At 73.8% G+C, this 17,378-nt stretch carries 13 protein-coding genes; 10 read left to right on the top strand and 3 right to left on the bottom strand.

Translation table 11 applies throughout. From position 1 onward, the window contains the following. Positions 1 to 350: 350 nt before the first annotated feature. Positions 351 to 4,991, bottom strand: coding sequence for an ATP-dependent helicase (locus ABZU46_RS20030; protein WP_354859911.1), 4,641 nt, complete (start codon positions 4,989 to 4,991; stop codon positions 351 to 353). A 178-nt stretch (positions 4,992 to 5,169) separates the two neighbouring features. Between ABZU46_RS20030 and ABZU46_RS20035 the strand changes: the two genes are divergently transcribed. The 10 genes from ABZU46_RS20035 (at position 5,170) to ABZU46_RS20080 (ending at position 15,455) form a co-directional block, all read left to right on the top strand. After that, complete coding sequence (locus ABZU46_RS20035; protein WP_354859914.1) at positions 5,170 to 5,556, top strand: hypothetical protein; 387 nt, start codon at positions 5,170 to 5,172, stop codon at positions 5,554 to 5,556. A 131-nt stretch (positions 5,557 to 5,687) separates the two neighbouring features. Continuing rightward, positions 5,688 to 8,522: a Na+/H+ antiporter subunit A gene (locus ABZU46_RS20040; protein WP_354859917.1), complete on the top strand. Its 2,835-nt coding sequence runs from the start codon at positions 5,688 to 5,690 to the stop codon at positions 8,520 to 8,522. 23 nt (positions 8,523 to 8,545) lie between these two features. Further along, positions 8,546 to 9,007, top strand: coding sequence for a Na(+)/H(+) antiporter subunit C (locus ABZU46_RS20045; RefSeq protein ID WP_354859968.1), 462 nt, complete (start codon positions 8,546 to 8,548; stop codon positions 9,005 to 9,007). Positions 9,008 to 9,026: 19 nt separating this feature from the next. Next, positions 9,027 to 10,532: a Na+/H+ antiporter subunit D gene (locus tag ABZU46_RS20050; RefSeq protein WP_354859919.1), complete on the top strand. Its 1,506-nt coding sequence runs from the start codon at positions 9,027 to 9,029 to the stop codon at positions 10,530 to 10,532. Beyond that, positions 10,529 to 11,134 carry a Na+/H+ antiporter subunit E gene (locus ABZU46_RS20055; RefSeq protein WP_354859921.1) on the top strand — a complete coding sequence of 202 codons (606 nt, stop codon included), beginning with the start codon at positions 10,529 to 10,531 and terminating at the stop codon, positions 11,132 to 11,134. The genes ABZU46_RS20050 and ABZU46_RS20055 overlap by 4 nt, the downstream gene beginning before the upstream one ends. Further along, positions 11,131 to 11,394: a monovalent cation/H+ antiporter complex subunit F gene (locus ABZU46_RS20060; RefSeq protein ID WP_354859923.1), complete on the top strand. Its 264-nt coding sequence runs from the start codon at positions 11,131 to 11,133 to the stop codon at positions 11,392 to 11,394. The genes ABZU46_RS20055 and ABZU46_RS20060 overlap by 4 nt, the downstream gene beginning before the upstream one ends. Continuing rightward, positions 11,394 to 11,801: a monovalent cation/H(+) antiporter subunit G gene (gene mnhG, locus ABZU46_RS20065; RefSeq protein WP_354859970.1), complete on the top strand. Its 408-nt coding sequence runs from the start codon at positions 11,394 to 11,396 to the stop codon at positions 11,799 to 11,801. Before ABZU46_RS20060 ends, mnhG begins: the two co-directional genes overlap by 1 nt. Before the next feature lie 161 nt (positions 11,802 to 11,962). After that, on the top strand, positions 11,963 to 13,318 hold the full coding sequence (locus ABZU46_RS20070; RefSeq protein WP_354859925.1) for a hemolysin family protein: 1,356 nt from the start codon (positions 11,963 to 11,965) through the stop codon (positions 13,316 to 13,318). Further along, positions 13,315 to 14,379: a hemolysin family protein gene (locus ABZU46_RS20075; RefSeq protein WP_354859928.1), complete on the top strand. Its 1,065-nt coding sequence runs from the start codon at positions 13,315 to 13,317 to the stop codon at positions 14,377 to 14,379. Before ABZU46_RS20070 ends, ABZU46_RS20075 begins: the two co-directional genes overlap by 4 nt. A 146-nt stretch (positions 14,380 to 14,525) precedes the next feature. Beyond that, positions 14,526 to 15,455: a sporulation protein gene (locus tag ABZU46_RS20080; RefSeq protein WP_354859931.1), complete on the top strand. Its 930-nt coding sequence runs from the start codon at positions 14,526 to 14,528 to the stop codon at positions 15,453 to 15,455. Positions 15,456 to 15,462: 7 nt separating this feature from the next. Here the strand turns inward: ABZU46_RS20080 and leuE are convergent, their stop codons facing one another. Together leuE and ABZU46_RS20090 are read right to left on the bottom strand one after the other, a co-directional pair. Then, positions 15,463 to 16,134 (bottom strand): leucine efflux protein LeuE, encoded by a 672-nt coding sequence (leuE, locus tag ABZU46_RS20085; RefSeq protein WP_354859933.1) that lies wholly within the window; start codon positions 16,132 to 16,134, stop codon positions 15,463 to 15,465. Then, on the bottom strand, positions 16,134 to 17,375 hold the full coding sequence (locus ABZU46_RS20090; protein ID WP_354859936.1) for a bifunctional pyridoxamine 5'-phosphate oxidase family protein/GNAT family N-acetyltransferase: 1,242 nt from the start codon (positions 17,373 to 17,375) through the stop codon (positions 16,134 to 16,136). Before ABZU46_RS20090 ends, leuE begins: the two co-directional genes overlap by 1 nt. Positions 17,376 to 17,378: the final 3 nt, after the last annotated feature.

Genomic DNA, 17,378 nt, shown 5'->3' on the forward strand with positions numbered 1-17,378 from the left:
GAGTCATAAATATGACTCACAGTCATATCGCTCGACGGGAGATTGGCTAGCCGGTGGGCCGGTGGGTCGATGGGCCGGTGGATCTGGCGGGCCAAGTGGGCCGGGTGGGCCTGGTGGGCCGACACCGCCCGGCGCAGCATGTCGCGTGGGCCGGGTGGCCCAAGTGGCCCAAGTGGCCCAAGTGGCCCAAGTGGGCCGGGTGGGCGCGGGCCGGGTGGGCCCGGTGGGCCGGGTGGCCCAAGTGGGCCGGGCGGGCCGGTGGGCCGGACGGGCCGGGTGCGCCGAGTGGCCCAAGCGGGCCGGACGGCCAGTGGGCCAGGTGGCCGCCGCGCTGGCGTCGCGCGGTCTGATCAGCCGCGCAGGCGCAGGCCGCGCGGGGTGGCCCGGAAGCCGGCGGCGGTCAGCGCGTCCCGCAGCGGCGAGGAGTGCACCGCCTCGCCGTCGGCCCGCTCCACCGACATCGCGCCCAACGCTCCGGAGTGGACAGCGTCGGCGAGCGCCTTGCCGGCCGCCGCGAGCGTTTCGGCGTCGTCGGTGAAGGAGAGCAGGGTCCGACCGCCGCGTTCCACGTACAGCACCAGGTCACCGGCGACCTGCACCACCAGCGCGCCGGCCTTGCGACCGGCCCGGTGCCCGGTCGCGGGGGCGGCCCCGTCGCCGGAGTCGACGACGCGTTCCGGCCAGGGCAGCGCCGCGCCGTACGGGTTGGCGGGGTCGGTGGCCGCGAGGACTGTGGTCGGCCCGCTCCGGCCGCGCGCGCCGTCGGCCGGGTCGGCAAGCGCGCGGAGCCGGTCCACCGCGCCGGGCACCGCGAACTGCGCCGCGCCGAGGCCCTCGACGAAGTAGCCCCGGCGGGCCGCGCCGCGCTCCTCCAGCGCCGACAACACCGGGTAGACGGCGGAGAACCCGCCGACCACCTGCTCGGCCATCACCGCGCCCCGGGTGACCACGCCGTGCCGTTCCAGCAGCACGTCGGCGAGGGCGGCGGCCCGCCTCGTCGGGTCGAGGTCCCGTTCGGGAAGACGCGACCAGCGGCCGGCGACGGTCGGTGGGCCGCTCCGGGTGGGCAGCGCCACCCGGCCGGGCCGCCGGTAGCGGGTGCGCGGCGCGGAGGGCCGCGACCGGTGCGCACCACCGGCGCCGAGGACCGCCCGCAGCGGGGCGAGGGTGTCGTTGGTGAGGTGGCCTGCCCAGACCAGATCCCAGATCACCCCGGTCAGCGCGGTGTCGTCGGTGGAGCCGACCCGGTCGGCCAGTGCGCGGAAGAACAGCGCCTGCCCGTCGCCGAGCGCGTCGAGTACCGCGTCGTGCAGCGGGGTACGGGTCAGCGCCTCGTCGGGCGGCGGGAGCAGCAGCGGCGCGGCGTCCGCGTACGCCAGGGTGACCCAGCCGTCGCCCCCGGAGATCGCCCCGGACCCGGCCCAGAGCACCTCACCGCTGGCGCACAGCTCGTCGAGGTGGGCGGGGGAGTAGTCGGCGACCCGGCCGGGCAGCACCAGCCGCTCCAGCGCGGACGCCGGCACCGCCGCGCCCTGCAACTGCTCCACCGTGGCGGCGAGCGCCTCCACGCCCCGGGCGGACGAGCCGACCTGCTGCCAGCGCGGCAGGAACGTGGCCAGCGCCCGGGGCGGCACCGGCTCGATCTCCCGGCGCAGCGCCGCGAGCGAACGGCGGCGCAGCATCCGCAGCACCTCGGCGTCGCACCACTGGGCGCCGGCCGTGTCCGGTGTGAACTCCCCGGAGACGACGCGGCCGGTGGCGGCGAGGCGGCGCAGCGCCTGCTCGACGACGAACACCCCGAGCCCGAAGCGCGCCGCGCAGCTCGCCGCCGCGAACGGCCCGTGGGTGCGGGCGTAGCGGGCCACCAGGTCACCCAGCGGGTCAGCCACCGGGGCGAGGTACGCCTCGGCCACCCCGACCGGCAGCGCCACGCCGAGGGCGTCGCGCAGCCGGGCGGCGTCCTCGATGCCCACCCAGCGCTGCTCGCCAGCGATGCGGACCCGCAGCACCCGGCGGGTGGCCTCCAACTCGGTCAGCCAGCCCTCCGGTACGCCCCGCTCGGTCACCTCGGCGTCGCTCAGGTCGCCGAGCACCCGCAGCAGCTCGACCACGTCCTCCGCGTCGCGCGGGCGGCGCTGGTCGGTCAGCCAGCGCAGTTGCCGATCGGTCTCGGCGAGCACCGCCGGATCCAGCAGTTCGCGCAGGTCGACCCGGCCGAGCAGCTCGCCGAGGAGGGTGGAATCCAGCGCGAGGGCGGCGGCCCGGCGCTCGGCGAGCGGGGCGTCGCCCTCGTAGAGGAACGCCCCGACGTAGCCGAAGAGCAGCGACCGGGCGAACGGGGACGGCGCGCTGGTCTCCACCTCGACCAGGCGGACCTTGCGGGCCGCCAGGTCGCGCATGAGCCCGGCCAGCGCCGGCTGGTCGAAGACGTCCTGGAGGCACTCCCGGGCGGCCTCCAGGGTGACCGGGAAGTCGGCGTACTCGCGGGCGACGTCGAGTAGTTGCGCGGCGCGTTGCCGCTGCTGCCAGAGCGGCTGGCGGCGGCGCGGGTCGCGGCGGGGCAGCAGCAGCGAGCGGGCGGCGCACTCCCGGAAACGGGCGGCGAAGAGCGCGGACGTGCCGACCGACTCCTCCACGAGCTGGGCGATCTCGTCGGGTTCGAAGACCACCACGTCGGCGCCGGGTGGCTCGTCGGCGGTGTCGGGCAGGCGCACCACGATCCCGTCGTCGGAGGGCATCACCTGGGCGTCCACCCCGTACCGCTCGGCCAGCCGGCGGCCCACGGCGAGGGCCCACGGCCCGTTGACCCGCGCGCCGAGAACGCTGTGCACGGCCAGCCGCCAGTCGCCCAGCTCGTCGCGGAACCGCTCGACCACGATGGTGCGGTCGTCGGGCAGCGAGCGGGTGGCCTCCCGCTGGTCGCGCAGGTAGGCCATCAGGTTGGCGGCGGCCCAGTCGTCCAGCCCGCCGTCGCGCAGCGCGGCCAGCGCCGCCTCGTCGCTCAACCGCAGGAGGGTGCGTACCCGGGCGCCGATGGCCCGACCCAGCTCGACCGGGCGGCCCAGCTGGTCGCCCTTCCAGAACGGCATCCTGGCGGCCTGACCGGGCGCGGGGGAGACCAGCACCCGGTCGGGTGTGATCTCCTCGATGCGCCACGACGAGGAGCCGAGCAGGAAGACGTCGCCGACCCGCGACTCGTAGACCATCTCCTCGTCCAGCTCGCCGACCCGGGCGGCCCGCTCGGCGCCGGCCAGGAAGACCCCGAACAGACCCCGGTCGGGGATGGTGCCGCCGCTGGTCACCGCGAGGCGCTGCGCGCCGGGGCGGCCGGTGAGCAGGTCGCTGGCCCGGTCCCAGACCAGCCGGGGGCGCAGCTCGGCGAACGCGGTGGACGGGTAGCGGCCGGAGAGCATGTCCAGCACGGCGTGCAGCGCGGAGTCGGGCAACTCGTTGAAGGGCGCGGCCCGGCGGACCAGCACGGCCAGGTCGCCGACCCGCCACGGCTCCAGAGAAACCATCGCGACGATCTGCTGGGCCAGCACGTCCAGCGGGTTGCGCGGGTAGTGCAGCTCCTCGATCGCGCCGTCGGTCATCCGCTCGGCGACGACCGCGCAGGACAGCAGGTCGCCACGGTGCTTGGGAAAGACCACCCCGCGGGAGACCGCGCCCACCTGGTGCCCGGCCCGACCGACGCGTTGCAGGCCGGCGGCGACGCTCGGTGGGGCCTCGATCTGCACCACCAGGTCGACCGCGCCCATGTCGATGCCCAGCTCCAGGCTGGAGGTGGCCACCACCGCCGGGAGCTGGCCGGACTTGAGCGCCTCCTCGATGTGCTTGCGCTCCTCGCGCGAGACGCTGCCGTGGTGCGCGCGGGCGATCACCGGCGCGGCGCCGGTGGCCGCGCCGGACTGGGCCATCACCTCGGCTGGGCCACCCCACCGCTGCGCGCCGGGCGCCGGGCCGCCGTCGGCGGCCGGCTCGTCGCCCACCGACAACCCATCCGGTACGTCGATCGCGCCCACGGCCGACCCGGAGGCGACCTCCTCGGCGGCCAGCTCGTTGAGCCGGGCGCACAGGCGCTCGGCGCTGCGGCGGGAGTTGGTGAAGACGATGGTGGAGCGGTGCTGACCGATGAGCGTGAAGACCCGCTCCTCGACGGCCGGCCAGATCGAGGCACGGCGTGGCCCGGGACCGCCGAGGGAATCCTCCGGCGGCTGCTCCTGGTCGTCGAGGCGGGTCATGTCCTCCACGGGGACCTGCACGCTGACCTCGATGGTCTTCGCCGTGGCCGGCTGCACGACGTCAACCGGCCGGGCGCCGCCGAGGAACCGGGCGCAGGCGTCGACCGGCCGGACGGTGGCGGAGAGGCCGATCCGTTGTGCCGGCGTGGGCAGCAGCTCGTCCAGGCGTTCCAGCGAGAGGGCGAGGTGGGCGCCGCGCTTGCTGCCGGCCACCGCGTGCACCTCGTCGACGATCACCGTCTGGACGCCGCGCAGCGAGTCCCGAGCGGCGGAGGTGAGCAGCAGGAACAGGGACTCGGGCGTGGTGATGAGGATGTCCGGTGGGGTGCGGGCGAAGGCCCGTCGCTCGTCGGCAGGTGTGTCGCCGGTGCGCATGCCGACGGTGATGTCCGGCGGCGTCACGCCGAGCCGGGCCGCCGCCTGCCGGATGCCGGCCAGCGGGGCGCGCAGGTTGCGCTCCACGTCGACGGCGAGAGCCTTGAGCGGGCTGACGTAGAGCACCCGGCACCGCTGCCGTGCCTCGGCCGGTGCGGGCTCGCGGGCCAGCCGGTCCAGCGACCAGAGGAAGGCGGCGAGCGTCTTGCCGGAGCCGGTGGGCGCCACGACGAGGGCGTTGCGGCCGGCGGCGACGGATCGCCAGGCACCGGTCTGGGCGGCGGTGGGCGCGGCGAAGGCGGCGTCGAACCAGGCGCGGGTGGCCGGGCCGAAGCCGTCGAGCACCCCGCCCTTGTCCGCATCTCCCCCGCTCACCGATCCATCCTGCCCCGCCGGTACGACAACGACGAGCGGCCCACGGGGGAACGTGCCGAGCTGGATGGAAAAAGCGATGGATGCGCCATTAATACGTTAAGTCTCACTTAACTGCTTGCTTGTAAGGAGCAACATAAAGTAACTTCACCCGCAACGCGAACCGGGTGGAGGGGATCGGATGGCCGGCGAGCCGCGACACGTCGAACCCGCCACCGATGTGCTGATCCGCAAGGTCGACAGTCACCTCGCCACGCTCCGCGGCGGCCTGCACGGGCCCGAGCTGGAACTCGCCGAACGCCTCGCCCGTTGCCTGCGCGAGATGGTCGTCTCCACCGCCCAGGCCAGCGCCGCCGACCGGGGGCAGGTCCGCGTCGCCGTGCACTATTTCGTGCTCCGCCGGGAGAGCCGCGGCCGGCTGCTCTCGATGCGGTCGCTGGCCGTCGCGGAGCGGGTCGTCGCGAAGGTCGCCCGCCAGCTCGGCCGCGTCGATCTGCTGAGTGAGCTGCACCTGGAGAGCTCAGACCTCGACGACGAGCTGACCATCGGCGACGCCCTGCTGCGCTGACCGCCGACCGCACACCAGGGCTCATAGCGGGCTTATTCCGGCAAAACCGCCCGAAGGGCGGAGAACTGGCGTTCGATCGCTGCTAGGCGCCACCGCTGTACGGGCGTCGGCCACCTCGATCGGGAGTGCGGGTGCTGGTACTGCTCATCCTCCACCTCGTGGCGGCCCTCGCCGCGCCGCTGCTCGTCCGGTGGTGGGGTCCGCGCGCGTGCTATCCGCTGGCGCTCGCGCCGGCCGCCGCGTTCGGCTGGGCGCTGGCCCGCACCCCGGCCGTCGGTCACGGCGGCGCGGTGGTCGAGACGTACCCGTGGATCGGGCAGTTGGACCTGGACATCGCGCTGCGCCTCACCACGCTGTCCTGGCTCCTGACCCTGTTGATCGGCGGCGTCGGCGCGCTGGTGCTGGTCTACAGCGCCCGGTACTTCGACGCGGGCGCGCCCGGGATGGCGCAGTTCGCCGCCGTCCTGGTCGCCTTCGCCGGCGCGATGCTCGTCCTGGTCTTCGCCGACGACCTGCTGCTGCTCTACGTCGGCTGGGAGCTGACGACGATCTTCTCGTACCTGCTGATCGGGCACAGCACCGAACGCCGGTCCAGCCGGTGGGCGGCGGCGCAGGCGTTGACCGTCACCACGGCGGGCGGGCTGGCCATGCTGGTCGGGTTCATCCTGCTCGGCCAGCACGCCGGCAGCTACCGCTGGTCGGAGATCGCCACCCACCCGCTGCCCGGCGGCGGCTACCTGATCACGGCGGTGCTGCTGATCCTGGCCGGGGCCCTGTCCAAGTCGGCGGTGCTGCCGTTCAGCTCCTGGCTGCCGGTCGCGATGGCGGCGCCCACCCCGGTCAGCGCGTACCTGCACGCCGCCGCCATGGTCAAGGCGGGCGTCTACCTGGTCGGGCTGCTCACGCCGGTGCTCGCCACGGTCGGCCCGTGGCGGCCCGTGGTGCTCATCGCCGGTGTGGCCACCATGCTCGTCGGCGGCTGGGCGGCGCTGCGGCAGACCGACCTGAAGCTGTTGTTGGCGTACGGGACGGTCAGCCAGTTGGGCCTGCTGGTCGCGGTGACGGGCGCGGGCACCCCGGACGCCGCGCTGGCCGCCACGGCGATGCTGCTGGCGCACGCCCTGTTCAAGGCGGCGCTGTTCCTGGTCGTCGGCGTCATCGACCACGGCGCCGGCACCCGCGACCTGCGCGAGTTGTCCGGGCTGCGGCGCTGGTCGCGGCCGTTGTTCGCGGTCGCGGTGCTGGCGGCGGCGTCGATGGCAGGCGTGCCGCCGCTGGTCGGGTTCGTCGCCAAGGAGGCGGTCTTCGCGGCGTTCACCGACGACCCGGTGCTCCTCACCGGGCTGGTCGCCGGGACGGTGCTCACCGTGGCGTACAGCGCCCGCTTCCTCTGGGGCGCGTTCGCCGACCGGCCGGGCGTCGAACCGGTCGAGCCGGTGCCGATCGCGCCGTCGATGCTGGTCCCCCCGGCCGTGCTCGCCGTCGTCGGGCTGCTCGCCGGCCCCGCCGCCGGCGTGCTGGACGGCCTGCTCAGCCCGTACGCCGAACTGCTCGGCGCGGTCGACGGGCACCTGACGCTCTGGCCCGGGCCGACCGCGGCGCTCGGTCTGTCCGTGCTGGCGCTCGCCGGCGGCGGCCTGCTCTTCGCGCTACGCGGACCGCTCGCCCCGGTGTTGGCCCGGCTCCGCGCGCCGGTCAGCGGCAATCAGGGGTACGAGTGGACCGTCGGCCGGTTCGACCGCCTCGCCATCGAGGTCACCGGCGCGACCCAGCGGGGCTCCCTGCCGCAGTACCTGGGCATCATCCTGATCACCCTCGTGCTGCTGCCCGGTGGGGCGATGCTCGCCGCCGGGCCGTGGCGGGCCGGGCTCCCGCTCTGGGACAACCCGCTGCAACCGGTGGTCGTGGTGGTGATCGCGGTGGCCGCGCTGCTCGCGGTCGGCGCTCGCCGGCGGTTGACCGCGATGCTGCTGGTGGGGATGACCGGCTACGGCACCGCCATGCTGTTCATCCTGCATGGCGCACCGGATCTCGCGCTCACGCAGTTCCTGGTGGAGACCGCGACCATCGCCGTGTTCGTGTTGGTGCTGCGCCGCCTGCCGGAGCGTTTCTCGGCCCGTCCGCTGCGCCGCAGCCGATGGACCCGCCGGGTGATCGGCGTGGCGATGGGCGTGGCGGCGGGCGGGCTCGCCCTCGTCGCGGCCGGGGCCCGTCGCGCACCGGACATCTCCGCAGTCTTCCCGGACCTGGCGGTGGGCGAGGCGTACGGCCGCAACGTGGTCAACGTGACCCTGGTCGACATCCGGGCCTGGGACACCATGGGGGAGGTGGCGGTGCTGGTGGTGGCCGCCACCGGGGTGGCCAGCCTGATCTTCGAGCGGTCCCGTACCGGGCCGCGACCGCGCCGGCCGGAGTCGGCCGATCGAGCGGCCCGGTCCGACCGGCCGGTCTGGTTGCGGGGCGGCCCGACCCTCTACGAGGAGCAGCGTTCGCTCGTGCTGGAGGTGGTCACCCGGCTGATCTTCCACACGGTGGTGCTGTTCTCGCTGTTCCTGCTCTTCTCCGGGCACAACGCGCCGGGCGGCGGGTTCTCGGGCGGACTGGTGGCGGGGCTCGCGCTGGCGGTCCGCTATCTGGCCGGCGGCCGGTACGAGCTGACCGAGGCCGCCCCGGTGGGCGCCGGCCTGATCCTCGGCGCGGGGTTGGCCGTGGCGGTGGGCTCCGGCGCGGTGGCGCTGGCGGCCGGTGGGTCGGTGCTGGAGAGCGCCAAGCTCGACCTGTCCCTGCCGCTGATCGGCGACGCCCACCTCGTCACCTCGCTGTTCTTCGACATCGGCGTGTACCTGATCGTGATCGGGCTGATGCTGGACATCCTGCGCAGCCTCGGCGCCGAGGTGGACCGGCACATCGAGGCCACCGGCACGGCGAGCGGCGGTCTGGCCGTCGACAAGGGCGGCCGGACGTGACGGCGAGTGGCCCCGGACCCACGATGGTGTTGGTGCTCGCCGTCGCGGTGCTGGTCGGGTGCGGGGTGATCCTGCTGCTGGAGCGCAGCCTCACCCGGATCCTGCTCGGCGTGATCCTGCTCGGCAACGGGGTCAACCTGCTGATCCTGCTGGGCGGCCGGTCCGGTGGCGCGCCGGTCGTGGGCACCGGGCCGGTGGACCAGATGAGTGACCCGCTGCCGCAGGCGATGGTGCTGACCGCCATCGTGATCACGTTCGGGTTCACCGCGTTCCTGCTCGCCGTCGCGTACCGGAGCTGGTATCTCACCGGCGACGACGAGGTGCCCGACGACCTGGAGGACCGGCAGATCATCCGCCGGGCCGGGCGCAACGAGGTGGGGGCCGTCGACCACGGCGGGGAGGGCCCGGACGCCGACCCGGAGCAGGTCGATCCCGAGCCGGCCCGCCGACGGCTCCGGCGTGGCAGAGGGGACGGGGCGCGGTGAGCGGGGCGTGGGGGACGTGGTGAGCAGGCTCCTGCCGCTGCCGGTGGTGGTGCCGCTGCTCGGCGCGGCGCTGACCCTGCTGCTGGCCACCCGGCCCCGGGTGCAGCGAGCGGTCAGCGTGCTCTGCCTGACCGTCACGTTCACCGTCGCGGTGGTGCTGCTGGTGCAGGCGTACCGGCACGGGCCGGTGGTGCTCGCGATCGGCGGGTGGCCGCCACCGGTCGGCATCGTGCTGGTGGCCGACCAGTTGGCCGCGCTGATGCTTGTGGTGTCCTCGGCGGTGACCCTCTGCGTGCTGCTGTACTCGATCGGCCAGGGCCGCAGCGAGACCAGCGAGAGCGCGCCGGTGGTCATCTTCCACCCGACGTACCTGGTGCTCACCGCGGGTGTCACCAACGCGTTCCTGGCGGGCGACCTGTTCAACCTGTTCGTCGGCTTCGAGATCCTGCTGGCGGCCAGCTTCGTGCTGATCACGCTGGGCGGCACCGAGACGCGGATCCGCACCGGGTCGACGTACGTGGTGGTCAGCATCCTCTCCTCGATGATCTTCCTGGCCGCGGTGGGGCTGGTGTACGCGGCCACCGGCACGCTCAACCTGGCGCAGCTCGCCCAGCGCCTCGACGACCTGCCGGACAACGTCCGGTTGACCCTGCAACTGATGCTGCTGCTCGCGTTCGCGATCAAGGCGGCGGTCTTCCCGCTGTCGGCCTGGCTGCCGGACAGCTATCCCACGGCCCCGGCCCCGGTCACCGCCGTGTTCGCGGGGCTGCTCACCAAGGTCGGCGTGTACGCGATCATCCGTACCGAGACGTTGCTGTTTCCGGGTGGTCAGGTCGACGGTCTGCTCATGGTCGTCGCCGGGCTGACCATGCTGGTCGGCATCCTCGGCGCGGTGGCGCAGTCGGACATGAAGCGGCTCTTCTCGTTCACCCTGGTCAGCCACATCGGCTACATGATCTTCGGGGTGGCGTTGAGCACCGCCGCCGGTCTCGCCGGCGCGATCTTCTACGTGGTGCACCACATCACCATCCAGACCACGCTGTTCCTGGTGGCCGGCCTGGTCGAGGAGCGGGCCGGCAGCACCGACCTGCGCCGTCTCGGCGGCCTGGCCCGAATGGCGCCCCTGCTCGGCGTCCTCTTCTTCGTACCGGCGATGAATCTCGCCGGGGTGCCGCCGTTCTCCGGGTTCCTCGGCAAGCTCGGCCTGCTCCAGGCCGGTGTGGCGGCCGGCGGGGCGCTGCCCTTGACGCTGGTGGCGGCCGGCACGCTGACCAGCCTGCTCACCCTGTACGTGGCCTCCCGGGTGTGGAACATCGCGTTCTGGCGGGCGCCCCGGACCGTCTCCAGCGAGCCCACCGTCCGGCTGCCCACCGTGATGGTCGGCGCGACCGCCGCCCTGGTCGCGTTCGGGTTGACGCTCACCGTGCTGGCCGGCCCGCTCTTCGACGTCACCGCCGACGCGGCCACCGACCTGCTCTTGCGTACCCCGTACGTGCGGGCCGTCCTGCCCGGTGTCGTGCCGTGACCGGCCCGCGCGCGACGACCCCGACGGGCGCGACCCCGCCGGTGCGGAGCCGGTTCGGGCGTTGGCGGGACCAGGCGTTGGCGCTCGGCTGGCTGGTGCTCGTCTGGAACCTGCTCTGGGGTTCGATCAACCTCGCCAACATCATCGGTGGCCTGCTGGTGGGCGGCGCGGTCCTGGTGTTCTTCCCGCTGCCGGCGGTCAGCTTCGGCGGCCGGCTGCGGCCGGGTGCCCTGGTGGCGTTCGCGGGCCGGTTCGCCGTCGAACTCGTCAGCGCGAGCCTGCACATCGCCCGGATCGCCGTACAACCCGGCTACCGCCCGCGCGGGGCGATCATCGCCGTGGCGCTGCGGGTTCCCACCGACCTGAACCTGGCGCTCACCGCCGAGGCGGTCTCGCTGGTGCCGGGCACGCTGATCCTCGAGGTGGACCGGGAGTCGGCGACGCTCTACCTGCACGTGCTGGACACCCACGGGCCGGCGGACCTGGCCCTCTCCCGGGAACGCACCCTCGACGTCGAGCGACGGATCGTCCGGGCGGTGGGCAGCGCCGCCGAACTGCGCCGCGTCGGGCCCCATCCCGTCGAGAAGGGAAACTCCCAATGATCACGTTCCTGGCCGTCGTCCTCACCACCCTGCTGTCGGTGACCGCGCTGCTCGCGCTGATCCGGCTCTACCGGGGCCCCTCGCTGCTGGACCGGGTGATCGCGGCGGACATGCTCCTCGCCACCATGGTCGGCGCGGTGGGCGCGGAGGCGGCGGTCAACCGGCACGCCACCACGCTGCCCGTGCTGGTGGTGCTCTCCCTGCTCGGTTTCGTCGGCTCGGTGTCCCTGGTCCGCTTCGCCGTGCGGGAGCAGGCGTGATGGTGGCGACCGGCGGACACTCGGCGGCCGGTGTGCTCGCGACGGCTGCCGACTGGCTCGGCGCCGCCTGCCTGGTGACCGGCGCGCTGCTCGCCCTGTCCGCCGCGATCGGTGTGCTGCGCTTCCCGGACGCCCTGTCCCGGATGCACGCGGCCACCAAACCCCAGGTGCTGGGAGTGCTCCTGCTGCTGCTCGGCATCACGCTACGGCTGCGGTCCGCGGCCGACGTCGGCACGATCCTGCTGGTGGCGGTCTTCCAGTTGGCCACCGCGCCGGTCGCGGCACAGATGATCGGCCGGGCCGCGTACCGGTCCGGCCGGTTCGACCGCGGCCTGCTCGACGCCGACGAGTTGGCCGAGCGCCCGGCGGGCGGCGGACCCGGCGACGGCCGCGCCCGGCCGGAGTGAACCGGACGATCGACGCCTTCGGCCCACCCTCAGCGGAGTCCCAGGCAACGCCGATAAAATAGCGGCATGATCGACTCTTCTGCCCAGGAGGGCAGCAGTAGCCAGCCGGGTCGTGCCCGGCATATTCCCGTCCCGACGGCCCCGGGAGCCCTGAGCGACCCGTGTTGATCGTCGTCGGCCTTCTCTTGATCATCCTGCTCACTGCCGCCACCGGTTACTTCGTGGCGCAGGAGTTCGGCTATGTCGCCGTGGACCGGGGCAAGCTGCGCCAGCTCGCCGACGACGGCGACCAGGCCGCCGCCCGGGCCCTCACCGTCACCAGCCGGCTCTCCTTCGTGCTCTCCGGTGCGCAACTAGGCATCACCGTCACCGCCCTGCTGGTCGGCTACGTCGCCGAGCCGTACCTCGGCGGCGGCCTCGCCGACCTGTTCGGCGTCGCCGGTCTCCGCGAGTCGGTCAGCCTGCCGCTGTCGGTGGCGCTGGCCCTGGTCATCGCCACCGTGGTGCAGATGGTCCTCGGCGAGCTGGCCCCGAAGAACCTCGCCATCGCCCGAGCCGAGTCACTCGCCCGGGCGCTGAGCCGGTCCACCCTCCTCTACCTGGCGATGGCCGGGCCGGTGATCCGGCTCTTCGACCGCGCGTCGATACGCCTGCTGCGCCGGGTCGGCATCGAGCCGATCGAGGAGCTGCCCAGCGGCGCCACCCCCGCCGACCTGGAACAGATCATCGCCGAGTCCCGCGAGGAGGGCAGCCTGGACGCCGAGATGTCCACGCTGCTCGACCGCGGGCTCGACTTCCGCGAGCTGACCGCCGGCGAGGCGATGGTGCCGCGCGTCGACGTGCACACCGTCCGGGCGCAGGAGCCGGTGAGCCGGGTGGTCGAGCTGCTGGACACCGGCCACTCCCGCTTCCCGGTGCGGGGTGCCGAGGGCGTCGACGACCTGATCGGCATCGTCGGGATCGCCGAGGTGCTCGGCGTACCGCCGGGGGAGCGGGCCACCACCCCGGTGAGCGCGGTGGCGGGGCCGCCGCTGCTCGTGCCGGAGACCCTGCCCCTGCCCACGGTGCTGGACCGCCTGCGGTCCGGGCACCGGCAGATGGCCTGCGTGGTGGACGAGTACGGCGGCTTCGCCGGTGTGATCACGCTGGAGGACATCGCGGAGGAGCTGGTCGGCCCGATCCGGGACGAGGACGACCCGCCGGAGCGCGCCCCCGCGCGGCAGGACGACGGCTCGTGGGTGGTGCCGGCCCGCTGGCGGATCGACGAGGTCGCCGACAGCACCGGCATCGCGCTGCCCGAAGCCCCGGAGTACGACACGCTGTCCGGGCTGGTCATGCGCGAGCTGGGCCGGGTGCCGGAGGTCGGCGACCGGCTGGAGATCAGCCTGCTGCCCGAGGGTGCCGAGGTCGAAGACGGTGAGGCGGAGCCTCGGGCCCTGGTCGAGGTGCTCGCCGTGGACCGGCACGTCGCCGACTCGGTACGGCTGCAACTGAGCACGCCGGGGGTGACCGCGTGAGCCCCGGCATCGCGTTGTTCAGCTCGGGGGTCCTGCTGGCGCTGAACGGGTTCTTCGTGGCCGCCGAGTTCGCCCTGGTGGCCAGCAAGCGGTACCGGCTGGAGCAGGCGGCGGCCAGCGGCGGCCGGGCGGCCCGGGCCGCGCTGGACGGTGTCCGCGAGCTGTCGCTGATGCTGGCCGGGGCGCAGCTGGGCATCACGCTGTGCACCCTGGGGCTCGGCGCGCTGGCCGAACCGGCGATCGAGCACCTGATCAGCCCGCTGCTGCACGCGGTGGGGCTGCCCGACGCGGCCAGTCACGTGGTCGCCCTGGTCTTCGCCCTCGCTCTGGTGACCTTCCTGCACCTGGTGGTGGGGGAGATGGCGCCGAAGTCGTGGGCGATCACCGACGCCGAGCGTTCGGCGACGCTGCTCGCGCTGCCGTTCCGGGCCTTCGCCCGGGTGTCCCGGCCGGTGCTGTCGGCGTTGAACGCGCTGGCCAACGCGATCCTGCGCCTGGTCGGGGTCAACCAGCAGGATCAGCTCGCCCAGGTGCACGGCCCGGACGAGCTGCGGATGCTGCTGGAGCAGTCCCGCGAGCACGGGTTGCTCGGCGCTGAGCAGCACCAGCTGCTCACCAGCATGCTGGAGTTGCAGGGCACGTCGGTGGCGCAGGTGATGGAGCCGTTCGCCACCATGGTCACCGTCCGGCGCGACGACCCGGCCGAGCGGATCGAGCAGGTCAGCCGGGACAGCGGCCGGTCGCGGCTGGCGGTCCTGGACTCCAGCGGCGACGTCTGTGGCCTGGTGCACGTCCGGGAGGCGGTACGGGTGGTCACCACCGGCCGGGCCGCCACCGCCGGGGAGCTGATGACGCCGGCTTTCACCCTCCCGGCGACGTCCTCGGTCACCGAGGCGGTGGCCGCGATGCGCGCCCGGCAGTCCCAGCTCGCGCTGGTGCGCAACGGCGGTGGTCCGGCCCGCCCGATCGGCTTCGTCGCTCTGGAGGACCTGCTGGAGGAGGTCATCGGCGAGTTCGACGACGAGACCGACACGGTGCCGCGGGGCCGGCGGTTGCGGTGAGGCGCACGCCGACCCGACCGCGCTGCTGCGGTGCGGCGGGTCGGCGCGTCAGCATCCGGTCGAGGCGGCGGGCGTGAGGTGACCGCGACCGGGTAGGCGCGGTCGGTCCGGGGCCAGGGGGGCCTCGTCCCGCGAGGGGGCGCGCGGTGCGGTTGACGGGGGTGTCTCGGGACTCCGGCTGGACCGGGCTGTCCGTGCGGACCACGCTGCCGAACCCGAGCACCCGTCCGGGCCTGCGTCTGCCGGGGCGGGTGACCCTCGCCGCCGGGCCGGACGACGTGCTCGTACGCCACATCCGGCTCGGCCTGGTCACCACTGTCGAGCCGGACGACCCGGCCGCGCCCCGGCGCCTCGTGCAGTTCTTCTCGCTGCCGATCGCCGGGCGGTTCGTGGTGCCGGCGGGTCGCCGGCGGGCGGTCGACTTCGCGTTGCCGTTGCCGTGGGAGATCCCGGTGACCACGTTCGGCGGGGTGCCGTTGCTGAGCCTGCGGATGGGTCTGCGGACCGAGGTGTCCGTCGACCCGGATCTGGACCAGGGGTCCATGGTGCCGGTCCTCGTGCACCCGATCCCCACCCAGCAGCACGTGCTGGCGGCGCTGGCCACGCTCGGCTTCATGATCCGCCAATCCGGGTTGCAGGAGGGCGGGCTGCCGGGGGTGGAGCACACCCTGCCGCTGCACCAGCGGTGGGGCTACTGGGTGGGCCCGCTCTACGCCGGCCCGGTCACCGAGCTTGAGCTGATCTTCGTGACGAACTCGGCGGGCCTGGAGGTGATCATGTGGCTGGACCGTCGGCTGTCGCTGGCCGGGATCACCCACCAGAGCATCAGCCGGTTCCGGATCTGGCACGCGGACGCCGGGCAGCGGGACTGGGTCGCCACCGTGGACCGCTGGCTACGTCAGGCGATCAACCGGCACGCCGCGGCTGCCGCGCACGCCGACTGGTCCGCCACCATCAGCCGGTCCGCCCATGTCAGCCGCCACCCCGACCAGCCGATCAAACCCGGTTACGGGCTGGGCGGCACGGCCGGAAGCGGAGGCGTGGGAGGCGGCTCCGGCGGCGGCGACGGGACCTGAGGGGGGGTCAGCCGGCGCTGGCGGTGGCGAGCTTGAGGCTGAAGGCGAGGAAGAGGGCTGCCACGGCGGTGGTGCCGCCCACGGCGAGGCGACGCCGTTGGCGGAACTGGGCGGCCAGGAACGTGCCCGCGAAGATCAGCGCGGTCAGGTAGAGCGCGCTGGTGACCTGGGCGATCAGGCCGAGCAGCAGGAACGACAGCGCTGGCCAGGCGTAGTCGGGATCGACGAACTGGATGAAGAACGAGATGAAGAACAGGATCGCCTTCGGGTTCAGCAGGCTGATCACCAGCGCCTTGCGGAACGGGCTGCGCATCTGCGCCGGTTCCGCGGCGTCGATGAGCCGCGGGGTGTCCGGGTCGTTGCGGTCGCGCCAGCGCCGCCAGGCGCCGCGCAGCATGGTCACCCCGACATAACCGAGGTACGCGGCACCGGCGTACTTGATCACCAGGAACAGCGGCGGGTACGCCTTGAGCAGCGACGCCACCCCGGCGGCGGAGAGGACCATCAGCACCGCGTCGCCGACCCACACCCCGCTGGCGGCCCGGTAGCCGACCCCCACGCCCCGCTTGGCGGCGGTGGACAGCACGAAGAGCGAGTTCGGTCCGGGTAGCAGGATGATGGCCACGGTGCCCAGCACGTACGTCCAGATGTCGGTGATCCCCAGCACGCCCGCCATCATCACGCCACCGACGCCGTCCGCAGAAGTCTTTCCCGCAGCCTGGCCTGTGCGTTAGGCCACTCGTCGACGGTCATCGCGTACTGCACGGTGTCCCGCCACGAGCCGTCCGGACGCTGGCAGTGCATCCGCAGCACCCCCTCCCGGGTGGCGCCGAGTCGTTCGATGGCCGCCTGCGAGCGGACGTTGCGGATGTCGGTGTGCCAGACGACCCGCACCGCGCCCAGGTCGTCGAAGGCCCGGCCGAGCAGCAGCAGCTTGGCCTCGGTGTTGATCCCGGTACGCCACCACGGCCGGCCGAGGAAGGTGTACCCGATCGCCACCGACCGTCGTTCCGGGTTGATCTCGTAGTAGGACGTGGTGCCGACCACCGCCCCGGTCCTCGCGCAGCGCTGCACCCAGGGCGCCCGCTCGCCGCGCTGCTGTGCGGCCAGCGCCGCGGCGACCACCTCGGCGGTCCCGGCCGGCTCGGTGGGCCGGGTAACGGTGAGGTGCCGCCAGACGTCGTCGTCGGCGGTGGCGCTGTGCAGGTCGTCGGCGTGCGCCAGGTCCAGCGGCTCCAGCAGGACGTGTTCGCCGCGCAGTGACACCGGGTCGTGCCAGGGCGTGCGGGCCGTCCGCAGGTACGCCGGCAGGGGCGCGGTGACCCCGGCGGCGGGTTGCGGCAGGCCGGCGGTCAGCCGCAACGGCAGTACGCCGGCCCAGTGCGGCAGGTGCAGGTCGGCCTCGTCCTCGCGGACCCCGCCGGTGCGGGACCGGACGGACACCTCCCGCAGCGGCAGCGCCAGCACCGCGGTCTCGGCCAGCTCGCGACGGTTCGGCGGGCGGCTGTCCGTGCTGCGTCCCGCGCCCACCTTGTCGACCAGCGCGGTGAGCATGGCGCTCTTCTCCTGCTCGTCGGTGACCAGCCGGGAGGTGCCGAGCGCGACCACCGAGCGGTAGTTGGCGCTGTGGTGGAACTGCGAGCGGGCGTAGACCAGAGCATCGAGCAGGGTCACCGTGACGCAGACGGGCAGCCCGTCGCCCCGGGCGGCGAGCAGGGGCCGGCTGCCGGTGGACCCGTGCAGGTAGAGGGTGTCACCGATGCGGACGTGCAGGGTGGGCAGCACCCGGGGCTCGCCGTCGACGGTGAAGCCGAGCGCGCAGTGGTACGCCTCGTCGAGCACGGCGTGCGCCGCCTCCCGGTCGTAGCTCATCCGGTCGCGCGAGCGGGTGGGAGTGGTCCGGGCGGTGGGTGGATACATGCG

It is taken from the genome of Micromonospora sp. NPDC005197 (assembly GCF_040608295.1).
In the GTDB taxonomy this organism is placed as follows: Bacteria; Actinomycetota; Actinomycetes; order Mycobacteriales; family Micromonosporaceae; genus Micromonospora.